Here is a 9,775-nt window from a genome sequence, read left to right as displayed (position 1 = left end):
CGTAAACACCTTATCCGGCCTACAAAAAACAAAACCCCCGAATTCACATTCGAGGGTTCATTGGCAATTCGCGAAAATTACGCTTCGATTGCCGCGCGGAGTTTTTTCATGGCGTTCTTTTCAAGCTGACGCACACGTTCAGCGGAAACACCGTAGCGATCGGCCAGCTCCTGCAACGTCGACTTGTTGTCTTCGTCGAGCCAACGGGCACGGATGATGTCCTGGCTACGTTCGTCCAGACCTTCCATCGCGTAAGTCAATTTGTTCGCCGCCTGCTCTTCCCAGTTATCGTCTTCAATGCCGTCAGCAAAGTTAGACGATTTGCCCTGCAGATAAAGCACCGGAGCCATCGGCTGGCTGTCGGACTCGTCGTCCGAAGACATGTCAAACGTCATGTCCTGCGCCGCCATACGGGATTCCATTTCGCGGACGTCTTTGCTGGAAACCCCCAGCTCGCGAGCGACCATTTCAACTTCATCCTGGTTAAACCAGCCCAGACGCTGCTTAGTTTTACGCAGGTTAAAGAACAGCTTACGCTGTGCTTTGGTGGTCGCGACTTTAACGATACGCCAGTTACGCAGAACGTATTCGTGGATCTCTGCTTTGATCCAGTGCACGGCGAAAGACACCAGGCGCACACCCACTTCCGGGTTGAAACGGCGCACGGCTTTCATCAGGCCGATATTACCTTCCTGAATCAGATCCGCCTGCGGCAGGCCATAGCCCGCGTAGTTACGAGCAACATGAACAACAAAGCGCAGGTGAGACAGGATCAGCGTTTTAGCTGCTTCCAGATCGCCCTGGTAATGCAGCTTTTCAGCCAGTGCCCGCTCCTCGTCAGCCGACAACATCGGCCACGCGTTTGCAGCCCGGATGTAAGATTCCAGGTTACCAACAGGGGCTAAAGCTAAATTTTGCATTTCTTTGGTCATTCAAATCCTCTCAATCTATATCATCTGGCGCGTTGAAAAATCGACAGCAACAACCATGCCAGAGCTTATGAGCAACGAGAATATCATTCAATCTTTTATCAGACAGTGATTTTATCCACAAGTTCCATGTCGTACTGTGTATACATTACGCACAAAATGTGACATCACAATGACTATGTCGGGAAGAGACAACAGGGACTCTTTCCCTGCAGAGCGAACTTCTCAGTGCAGGGAAAGATTATACCAGAGATTTTTTAATCAGGGGTAAAGTGGCGTAAATGTTGGACCGTGGCAAGCCAGGCTGCCACCCAGCCAATCATTGAGCACACCAGCAGCAGCAGCAGGCACTCGTCGAATGATAAGCCGTTGATATCAAATTTAGTTCCAAAAACCTGTGCCACTTCAGTGACCGCTGAAGACAGACGCATCACCAAAATTTCTGACAAAATCAGTGAAAGAAAAGCGCCCGAAAAGCCAAGCAGCGCTCCACCGTAGAGGAACGGTCGCAGGATAAACCCATCCGTTGCACCAATCAGTTTCTGTACGTTGATGGTATCGCGACGGGCAAAAATGCTCAGTCGTACGCTGTTGCCGATAACCAGGAACACCGCGGCCACCATCAGCACGCCAATCATTGCCGAAACGCGCCCCACCAGACTCGTCAACGCCGCCAGCCGCGCAAACCAGCTGTCATCCATGCGCACTTCATCAATACCATTGATTTGTGCCACCCGATCACGCAGCGTGTTCAGCGACTCCGTGCCCTGGAAATCCAGTTTTGGGATAACCACCGCCACGGCCGGCAGCGGGTTCTCTTCCAGCATATCCAGCGCGCCGCCAAAACCAGACCAGTTACGGAATTCACCCAGCGCATCGTCGCGGGAAAGATAATTCACCTTCTCCACGCCCTGCTCGGCCTGCAATTGACCAACCACCCGCGCCGCCGCGTCATCATCCAGCGTTTTCTGCAAATACACGGTGATCTGCGGGGACGGATAATACTGGCTTGCCGCCTGGTTTACGTTCTTATAGACCATGTAACACACGCTCGGCAGCGTCAGGGAGATGGCGATCACCATCACCGTCAGGAACGTCGCCAGCGGCTTGCTTTTCAGGTCCTGTAACGCGCCCTGGAACGCATAGCGCACCTGCTCGTTAAAGACATTGGTTTTACGTGAGTTCGGCTTTGGTGAGGATTTTGCCCGCTTCGGCGCGTTGCGTCCCCCGTCACCTGGCGCACCGCCCGATTTACGAAAACGGTCCAGTCGCCCACCGAACTGTTTGATTTGATTAATAGCGTCACGTCTATTCATGCGCCAGGCCTCCATGCAGGTGTCCGTCGCTCAGGACCATCTGGCGATAGGAACGACGGGAGATCAGCCCAATGTCGTGCGTCGCCATTAATACCGTAACCCCGACGCGGTTGAACTCTTCGAACAGGCGTAAGATCCCCTCCGACAACGCGTCATCAAGGTTTCCGGTCGGTTCATCCGCCAGCAGTACCGCAGGTTTATTCACCACCGCACGGGCAATTCCCACACGCTGCTGCTCACCGCCGGAGAGTTGAATCGGGAAATTCTTCGCTTTGTCCAACAGCCCGACCTTGTCCAGTGCCGCTGACACGCGGCGACGAATATCGTCCCCGCTGGCACCCGCGATAATCAGCGGAATCGCCACGTTGTCAAAAACGGTCCGATCCATCAGCAGATGGTGATCCTGAAAAATCATGCCGATCTGGCGACGCAGAAACGGCACTTCACGGTTTTTCAAACGGCTGATGTCATGCCCGCTGAAGGAAATTTTCCCGGCACTGGGCCGTTCAATCCCACAGATCAGCTTCAGCAGGGTACTTTTCCCCGCACCGGAGTGGCCGGTCAGAAACGCCATCTCGCCAGGCTGCATATGGAATGTGACTCCCTGCAGCGCTTGTCTCCCACCGAGATAGGCCTTGCTGACATGTTCAAAGCGAATCATTGTTAATCCTCTCGGGCAAAAAGTGCCTCTATAAAATCGTCCGCTTTAAACGGACGTAAATCCTCGATACGTTCGCCCACACCGATGTAGCGGATAGGGATGCCAAACTGGTCGGCAACCGAGAAAATTACCCCACCTTTCGCCGTACCGTCCAGCTTGGTCAGGGTAATACCGGTCAAACCCACCGCCTCATGGAACAGTTTGGCCTGGCTTATGGCATTCTGCCCGGTACTGGCATCAAGGGTCAGCATAATTTCATGCGGCGCATCTTCGTCGAGCTTTTTCATCACGCGAACGATTTTTTTCAATTCTTCCATCAGATGCGCTTTGTTCTGCAAGCGACCTGCGGTATCGGCGATCAGCACGTCAACGTTACGCGCCTTCGCCGCCTGGATGGCATCAAAGATAACGGACGCGGAATCCGCGCCGGTATGCTGCGCAATCACCGGAATGTTGTTACGCTGGCCCCAGACCTGCAGCTGCTCGACCGCCGCCGCACGGAAGGTATCTCCCGCAGCCAACATCACCGATTTGCCCTGCTGCTCGAACTGACGTGCCAGCTTGCCGATGGTGGTGGTTTTACCCACACCGTTCACGCCAACCATCAAGATAACAAACGGCGTCTTACCATCCACATTTAGCGGTTCATCAACCTTCGCCAGAATCTCGCCCATTTCATCTTTCAGCAGACCGTACAGCGCTTCAGCATCTTTAAGTTGCTTGCGGCTGGCCCCTTCCGTCAGGTTGGCGATGATCTTACGGGTGGTTTCTACCCCCACATCGGCGATCAGCAACTGCTCTTCCAGTTCTTCAAACAGATCATCGTCGATCTTTTTACCGCGGAACAGACTGATAAATCCGGAACCGAGGTTTTCTTTGGTTTTTAGCAGGCTGCGTTTCAGACGCGCAAAGAAGCCTTCTTTCGTCGGTTTCTCCTGTTCTTGTACCGTTTCTTCTTCTGCTGGCTCTTCTACAGCAGGTTCTTCTACCGGCACAACCATGACGGCTTCTTCTGCCGCTTCAGCAGCCAGCGCCTGCGCTTCCAGTTCTTCGTCGGTCAGCTGCGGTTCGTTTTCCGCTTCTTCTTCAACCGCTTCAACAATTTCAACGGTTTCCGCTTCGGCCTGCCATTCTTCTGGCGAAATTTCTTCGGTTTTTACTTCTTCCGGCAGCGGTAACTCTTCGTGTTCAATAACCGCCGTTGGCGCTGGGGCTTCAACAACCGGTTCAACCTCCGGCTGCGGTTGCTCGACCACAGGTTCTGGTTCAGGCTGCAGTTTTTCGATTTCTGCAACCTGTTCAGTGACTTCCACAACTTCAGCCGCAAAGGCCTCCGTTTCGGCTTCGCTATGGGTTTCCTGCGCGCGCGGCTGTTCCTCAACAACGGCAGATTCTTCTACAACCTGTTGTTGTTCTTCGTTTTTTAATTCTGTCTCGTTTTCCGGTGCCTGCTCTTTTTGACCAAAGCCCAGCCAGGAAAAAAAGCCACGTTTTTTCTCATTCGCCATTTGCGACTACACTCCCCGCTGTTGCTTCATGGCACAGCGTCAACGCTATGTACATAGCAGCTAAAAAAATGATGAAATAGTCTATCACTTATACCCAATGAATTTCGAGTTACGTCAAGGCGGCAAGCGCACGAATCCCGATGAGCTTACTTTAGTAAGTGATTCGGGTGAGTAAGTGCAGCCAACGAAGAGGTCACTTGAAAGGCGACGGGTTAACTTAACTCACATCACCGCCTGGAATGACACGTCACATGCGGATTGAGCAATAATAGAAATGAAAAAACCGAATCACTCAGGCAGCGGCCAGATCCGCATTATTGGCGGGCAATGGCGCGGCCGTAAACTCCCGGTTCCGGACAGCCCGGGTCTGCGACCCACTACTGACCGTGTCCGCGAAACGTTGTTTAACTGGCTGGCACCAATGATGGTCGATGCCCAGTGTCTGGACTGCTTTGCTGGCAGCGGTGCGCTGGGGCTGGAAGCACTCTCCCGTTATGCCGCAGGCGCAACGCTTCTGGAAATGGATCGGGCGGTGTCTCAGCAGCTACAAAAAAATCTCGTCACTCTGAAGGCCAATCACGCCCGCGTCGTCAACACCAATACGCTGGCGTTTCTGGCTCAGGCGGGGTCGCCGCATAATGTGGTGTTTGTTGATCCGCCGTTTCGTAAAGGATTACTGGAAGAAACATTAACGCTTCTGGAAACGAATGGCTGGCTGGCAAACGAGGCGTATATTTACGTTGAGAGCGAAGTCGAAAACGGCCTGCCGCCGGTTCCGGTTAACTGGTCGTTGTATCGTGAAAAAGTCGCCGGCCAGGTTGCTTATCGCCTGTATCAACGTGAAGCACGAGGAGAACACCATGCTGATTAACCTGGGACGCCTGCTGATGCTGGGCGTCTGGGCATTCTTGCTGCTCAACCTTTTTCAGCCCTTCCCGCGCCCGCTCAATATCTTCGTTAACGTGGCGCTGGTGTTTATGGTGCTGATGCACGGCATGCAGCTGGCGCTGCTAAAAAGCACCCTGCCGAAAGACGGCCCGCAGATGACCACCGGCGAGAAAGTGCGTATTTTCCTGTTCGGCGTGTTTGAGTTGCTGGTCTGGCAGAAGAAGATTAAAGATCAGTTGAAGAAGTAGCCGTGATCTTTTCGCCCGGCGGCGCGTTGCGAGCCGGGCCTGCAAAACGTCATCACGGTGGTAATATGCCGTCCAGTTGATCTTTCAGTTTTGGAATATCTTTACTGGCTCTTGTTTTCCTCAGGTATTTCACCTGCTCGCAAATCTCTTCTGTCCGGGTGTAATAGGTGCCAGACGTCGGGCCTGGACGCTCACATAAAACATAGTTAGTACCAAGAGGATAAAAAATGACAATAAAAGAGAGGATATTACCAATAACAAATCCTACCCCCGCAACATGGATACCGATAGTAAATGCCCTGTCGAAGAATTTAGGCGGCTGCATGCTTTTCGTAAAGGTCACGTAGGCAATACATAAAACAAAGAAAAACCCTACAGGAAACATAAGCAGCAGACAAAACGACCCCCAGAAAAAATAAACAATGCTCCTGGATTCAATAAGATCGGTAATGTCTGGCACACTGGCATAATAAAACCCCCAACTAATCCCTCCCACAAAAAGCATAAAAAGAAACAAACAACATCTTTTCTTAATGCTCTCCAGATTAATATTCATATCAATAAATTCCGCCGTAAAGGGAGTTTCTGTACCCCAATCGTTGGGCGTTCCACTCTTCGATTCTTTGCCGTTCTTTAAGTCCCTCACGAATACACGCTATCAGTTTGTCTGATAGCTCATATTTTTTGTCCACTTCATTCAGAGACCAGGCAATGAATAGACCTAACGCAACAGCACCAATAATTTCTCCCCAAACGGGAACAGCCGCACTCGTTACAAAAAGAGAGACGCCCCAACGAATAACATTGCCTGATAATCTTGAGACAAAAATACTTACAATCACCTTCGCCACATCCATCGTCACGTTCCCCAGTAGTGCGGCGACGTCATGCTCGGATTTAAACACCACCTCAATGAACCGCCAGCATGCGGAAAACCAGATGCAGAATCTGGCCCCTGACATTATGCCATTTCGAAACCCGGCGCTGCCAATGCCCACTTCAAGTACTTTAGGATGGTTAATCCGGTAACGGGTGCCGTTCAGAATGCGCCGCAGAGAAGGGTAGCCAGTAATCTTCACATACAGCTTCCCCTGATAAGTATATTGCGTTGCTTTAATCCCAAGGCCTTTTAAGGTGAAGACAATCTTTCCGGCCTGCTGATAAGAAAAAAGCTTCGACAGCTTTCTAGTCGCATCAGCCGCATCTTTGATGTTACCGGCATAATTCGTCGAAAAACTGACGGGTTTGCTGCCCAGCAAATCATCAATCACGCCCTGCGCCTCTTCAAGCGTTAGCAGCATAATGTGTTGTGTATTGCTATTCAGATTATTTTTCAGCGTTCTGATTTCGTCCTCGATACGCTGATTACGTTGCCAGTTATTTCCTCTAAGAATATCTTCACGGTGATTCCTAATCCAGTCATAATACCCTTCCATTATTACTCCTTAAAAAATTCGTTCATCCCAGGTGCTGTATGCACTGGTTCCTGCAATAAGGTGTTCCCAGGCAATAGACTCATACGACAGCTCAATAATTTCTTCTGGCTGACCCGCGCTGTCATCAATGGTATGAGGTACCTGAAGATGGATGCTGGATATTCTGGCATTAATCAGTTTTAACGTGTAATAGCATTTGTTTAAACCCGCCTGACTGGTGCGATAGAAGCTAAATTCACAGCTCAATGTTTCATTGTCAGTTATAGCTTTACCTAATAACGGTGAGGATTTATCTACTGGCTTAATAAACGTCAAACATTGATGGTTCACATTTTGTACCCGGCTCATGCTATGACTAACTGTCATTACCATTATCTGATCACGATGAGCAGGTTGTGATTTATTTCCTATCGAATTTACCGAGGCGCATCCAGCAGAAATCAATCCCTGCGCCTGCCCATTTAAGGTTAACCACATTGTATTTGCCATATAAATCCCTTAGCCATTTAAAATTATATTTTTGTATACCTGAGATAATATTGAAATAGTATGATAGTGAAAATCGGATAGCAGAATAGTGATGTGTTCGATGTTGTATCACACAAAAAATATAATAATAACGGTATTACCACAGTTAAATAAATAACAACTATACTTGAATGGCATTATATATTTCGGTTGAATTTATTGTCGCCAGTGGCGGAATAAACACTATGCCGTTCGGGGTTATTGCCCAGTCTTAAATCCCTCAAAGCGCGACCCTTTGTAACTCAGCGTGCCTTTATCGCCGACCGTTAACGCATGATACTGCTGCGCATCCAGGCGAAACGTCTGCTCCATTCCCCCGCTAAGTGGCTTAAAGCTCGCTTCATAACGCATGCTGGTACCCGCTGGAGTCACTTCCTGCTGGCGCGAACGTCGGTCATTCAGCGGTTTTTCCCGCTTATTGCTCACCACAACCTGCTTTTGCACCAGCGGCGCGGCATCATTATCCGCTTTTTCCCGGCGCTGTTGGACAAAGCGAAACGATGCGGCGACAACGATTAATACAATGATAACAATGAAAAAAAGTGGTGGCTTACTCATTTTATTAACCCATCAGAAAATGCGGAAATAAGCATACCCTGCCTGTTATGGTGTTGTCATCTGGCGGTATCGACCTCTACACTGGACAGAAGAGCCGTAAGCACCCCGCTTACGAAAAAATAACGAATTCAAGGAACTAAGATGCTTTGGTCGTTTATCGCTGTTTGTCTTTCCGCATGGCTGTTCGTGGATGCGTCCTATCGTGGTCCCACCTGGCAACGCTGGGTCTTTAAACCCCTGACATTATTGCTGCTGTTGCTGCTGGCCTGGCAGGCGCCAATGTTTAATGCCATCAGCTATCTGGTGCTGGCCGGCCTGTTGGCCTCGCTGCTCGGCGATGCGCTGACGCTGTTGCCACGTCAACGCCTGCTGTACGCCGTGGGGGCGTTTTTCCTGTCGCATTTGCTCTATACCATCTATTTCGCCAGCCAAATGACGATGTCATTCTTCTGGCCTCTGCCGCTGGTGCTGCTGGTGTTGGGTGCCCTGCTGATCGCCGTGATCTGGACGCGGCTGGAAGAACTGCGCGTCGCCATCTGCACCTTTATCGGCATCACTCTGATGATGGTCTGGATGGCTGGCGAGCTGTGGTTCTTCCGCCCAACCGCCCCGGCGCTATCGGCATTTATGGGTGCCTCATTGCTGTTCATCGGCAATATTGTCTGGCTGGGTAGTCATTATCGCCGCCGCTTCCGCGCCGATAACGCCATTGCCGCCGCCTGCTACTTCGCCGGACATTTCCTGATTGTACGTTCACTGTACCTTTAAAAACGCTTGACTCTGGAGTCGACTCCAGAGTGTATCCTCCGGTTAATACGAAATGATTATCAACCGGAGGATGCCATGTCGACGCCCGATACCAATGGCAAAAAGGCCCCACAATTTTCTTCATTCAAGCTCGCGCCTGCACCGCAGAAGGTTGATGACTGCTGCAGTGAAGGCCGTTGCTCGACAGCCGCACCCTCACCCACGCCCGTATCCAATACGGTGGACGGCACGCGCTATACCTGGAAAGTCTCAGGCATGGATTGCGCCGCCTGCGCGCGTAAAGTTGAAAATGCGGTCCGCCAGGTCAGCGGCGTCAACCAGGTTCAGGTGCTGTTCGCTACCGAAAAACTGGTGGTCGATGCCGGGGCCGATATTGGCCAGAACATAGAAAACGCGGTGCAAAAAGCGGGCTATACCCTGCGCGATGAGCAAGCACCGGAAGCCGCACCCGAGTCGCGGTTTAAAGAAAATCTGCCGCTGATCACCCTCATCGTCATGATGGCGATTAGCTGGGGGCTGGAGCAGTTCAATCATCCCTTTGGTCAGATGGCGTTTATCGCCACGACGCTGGTCGGGCTGTATCCCATTGCCCGTCAGGCGCTGCGCCTGATGAAAACCGGTAGCTACTTTGCCATTGAAACGTTAATGAGCGTCGCCGCCATTGGTGCGCTGTTTATTGGTGCCACGGCGGAAGCCGCGATGGTACTGCTGCTGTTTTTAATTGGCGAACGCCTGGAAGGATGGGCTGCCAGCCGCGCCCGCAAAGGGGTCAGCGCGCTGATGGCGCTAAAACCCGAAACCGCCGTCCGCCTGCGCAATGGCGAGCGCGAAGAGGTGGCCATTAACAGCCTCCAGCCCGGCGACGTGATTGAAGTGGCTGCAGGTGGGCGCTTACCCGCCGACGGCAAACTGGTCTCCGGCTTTGCCAGCTTTGA

Annotated in this window: 12 protein-coding genes; 4 read left to right on the top strand and 8 right to left on the bottom strand. The window is 51.4% G+C overall.

Annotation, left to right across the window (positions count from 1 at the left end):
• Window positions 1–77 precede the first annotated feature (77 nt).
• From rpoH to ftsY, 4 genes are all read right to left on the bottom strand, one after another.
• Window positions 78–932 (bottom strand): RNA polymerase sigma factor RpoH, encoded by an 855-nt coding sequence (gene rpoH / locus FDW95_RS15730; protein WP_137363545.1) that lies wholly within the window; start codon window positions 930–932, stop codon window positions 78–80.
• 254 nt (window positions 933–1,186) lie between these two features.
• Window positions 1,187–2,245 carry a permease-like cell division protein FtsX gene (gene ftsX, locus FDW95_RS15725; RefSeq protein ID WP_096759225.1) on the bottom strand — a complete coding sequence of 353 codons (1,059 nt, stop codon included), beginning with the start codon at window positions 2,243–2,245 and terminating at the stop codon, window positions 1,187–1,189.
• Window positions 2,238–2,906 carry a cell division ATP-binding protein FtsE gene (gene ftsE / locus FDW95_RS15720; RefSeq protein WP_096759224.1) on the bottom strand — a complete coding sequence of 223 codons (669 nt, stop codon included), beginning with the start codon at window positions 2,904–2,906 and terminating at the stop codon, window positions 2,238–2,240. Before ftsE ends, ftsX begins: the two co-directional genes overlap by 8 nt.
• A 2-nt stretch (window positions 2,907–2,908) precedes the next feature.
• Window positions 2,909–4,414, bottom strand: coding sequence for a signal recognition particle-docking protein FtsY (ftsY, locus tag FDW95_RS15715; RefSeq protein WP_115257269.1), 1,506 nt, complete (start codon window positions 4,412–4,414; stop codon window positions 2,909–2,911).
• A 274-nt stretch (window positions 4,415–4,688) separates the two neighbouring features.
• On the opposite strand from ftsY, the gene rsmD reads away from it, so the two are divergent.
• Together rsmD and FDW95_RS15705 are read left to right on the top strand one after the other, a co-directional pair.
• Window positions 4,689–5,285, top strand: coding sequence for a 16S rRNA (guanine(966)-N(2))-methyltransferase (gene rsmD, locus FDW95_RS15710; RefSeq protein ID WP_096759222.1), 597 nt, complete (start codon window positions 4,689–4,691; stop codon window positions 5,283–5,285).
• Window positions 5,275–5,550, top strand: a complete 276-nt coding sequence (locus FDW95_RS15705; RefSeq protein WP_096759221.1) for a DUF1145 family protein — start codon at window positions 5,275–5,277, stop codon at window positions 5,548–5,550. Before rsmD ends, FDW95_RS15705 begins: the two co-directional genes overlap by 11 nt.
• A gap of 52 nt (window positions 5,551–5,602) precedes the next feature.
• On the opposite strand, the gene FDW95_RS15700 is transcribed toward FDW95_RS15705, so the two are convergent.
• The 4 genes from FDW95_RS15700 to FDW95_RS15685 all read right to left on the bottom strand — a co-directional run bounded on the left by FDW95_RS15700 (window position 5,603) and on the right by FDW95_RS15685 (window position 8,072).
• Window positions 5,603–6,106 carry a DUF1240 domain-containing protein gene (locus FDW95_RS15700; RefSeq protein ID WP_249359153.1) on the bottom strand — a complete coding sequence of 168 codons (504 nt, stop codon included), beginning with the start codon at window positions 6,104–6,106 and terminating at the stop codon, window positions 5,603–5,605.
• 1 nt (window position 6,107) lies between these two features.
• Window positions 6,108–6,986: a hypothetical protein gene (locus FDW95_RS15695; RefSeq protein ID WP_115257268.1), complete on the bottom strand. Its 879-nt coding sequence runs from the start codon at window positions 6,984–6,986 to the stop codon at window positions 6,108–6,110.
• 9 nt (window positions 6,987–6,995) lie between these two features.
• Window positions 6,996–7,475, bottom strand: coding sequence for an Hcp family type VI secretion system effector (locus FDW95_RS15690; protein WP_115257267.1), 480 nt, complete (start codon window positions 7,473–7,475; stop codon window positions 6,996–6,998).
• 237 nt (window positions 7,476–7,712) lie between these two features.
• Complete coding sequence (locus FDW95_RS15685) at window positions 7,713–8,072, bottom strand: DUF2500 domain-containing protein (protein ID WP_115257266.1); 360 nt, start codon at window positions 8,070–8,072, stop codon at window positions 7,713–7,715.
• Window positions 8,073–8,213: 141 nt separating this feature from the next.
• On the opposite strand from FDW95_RS15685, the gene FDW95_RS15680 reads away from it, so the two are divergent.
• On the top strand, window positions 8,214–8,840 hold the full coding sequence (locus tag FDW95_RS15680) for a lysoplasmalogenase (protein ID WP_096759219.1): 627 nt from the start codon (window positions 8,214–8,216) through the stop codon (window positions 8,838–8,840).
• Between the two features lie 75 nt (window positions 8,841–8,915).
• Window positions 8,916–9,775: cation transporter (locus tag FDW95_RS23940; RefSeq protein ID WP_249359150.1), on the top strand; the 860-nt coding region annotated here is incomplete at its 3' end.

Source organism: Citrobacter sp. wls718 (genome assembly GCF_005280945.1).
Taxonomy (GTDB): Bacteria; Pseudomonadota; Gammaproteobacteria; order Enterobacterales; family Enterobacteriaceae; genus Citrobacter; species Citrobacter gillenii.
Note: the sequence above shows the minus strand (reverse complement) of the source record. Positions and strands in the feature narration are given on the sequence as shown.

Coding starts and splice junctions, on each gene's coding strand:
- FDW95_RS15680 (WP_096759219.1), top strand. CDS start 8,214: ATGCTTTGGTCGTTTATCGCTGTTTGTCTTTCCGCATGGCTGTTCGTG.
- ftsY (WP_115257269.1), bottom strand. CDS start 4,414: ATGGCGAATGAGAAAAAACGTGGCTTTTTTTCCTGGCTGGGCTTTGGT.
- FDW95_RS15705 (WP_096759221.1), top strand. CDS start 5,275: ATGCTGATTAACCTGGGACGCCTGCTGATGCTGGGCGTCTGGGCATTC.
- FDW95_RS15700 (WP_249359153.1), bottom strand. CDS start 6,106: ATGAATATTAATCTGGAGAGCATTAAGAAAAGATGTTGTTTGTTTCTT.
- FDW95_RS15690 (WP_115257267.1), bottom strand. CDS start 7,475: ATGGCAAATACAATGTGGTTAACCTTAAATGGGCAGGCGCAGGGATTG.
- rsmD (WP_096759222.1), top strand. CDS start 4,689: ATGAAAAAACCGAATCACTCAGGCAGCGGCCAGATCCGCATTATTGGC.
- ftsX (WP_096759225.1), bottom strand. CDS start 2,245: ATGAATAGACGTGACGCTATTAATCAAATCAAACAGTTCGGTGGGCGA.
- ftsE (WP_096759224.1), bottom strand. CDS start 2,906: ATGATTCGCTTTGAACATGTCAGCAAGGCCTATCTCGGTGGGAGACAA.
- rpoH (WP_137363545.1), bottom strand. CDS start 932: ATGACCAAAGAAATGCAAAATTTAGCTTTAGCCCCTGTTGGTAACCTG.
- FDW95_RS15695 (WP_115257268.1), bottom strand. CDS start 6,986: ATGGAAGGGTATTATGACTGGATTAGGAATCACCGTGAAGATATTCTT.
- FDW95_RS15685 (WP_115257266.1), bottom strand. CDS start 8,072: ATGAGTAAGCCACCACTTTTTTTCATTGTTATCATTGTATTAATCGTT.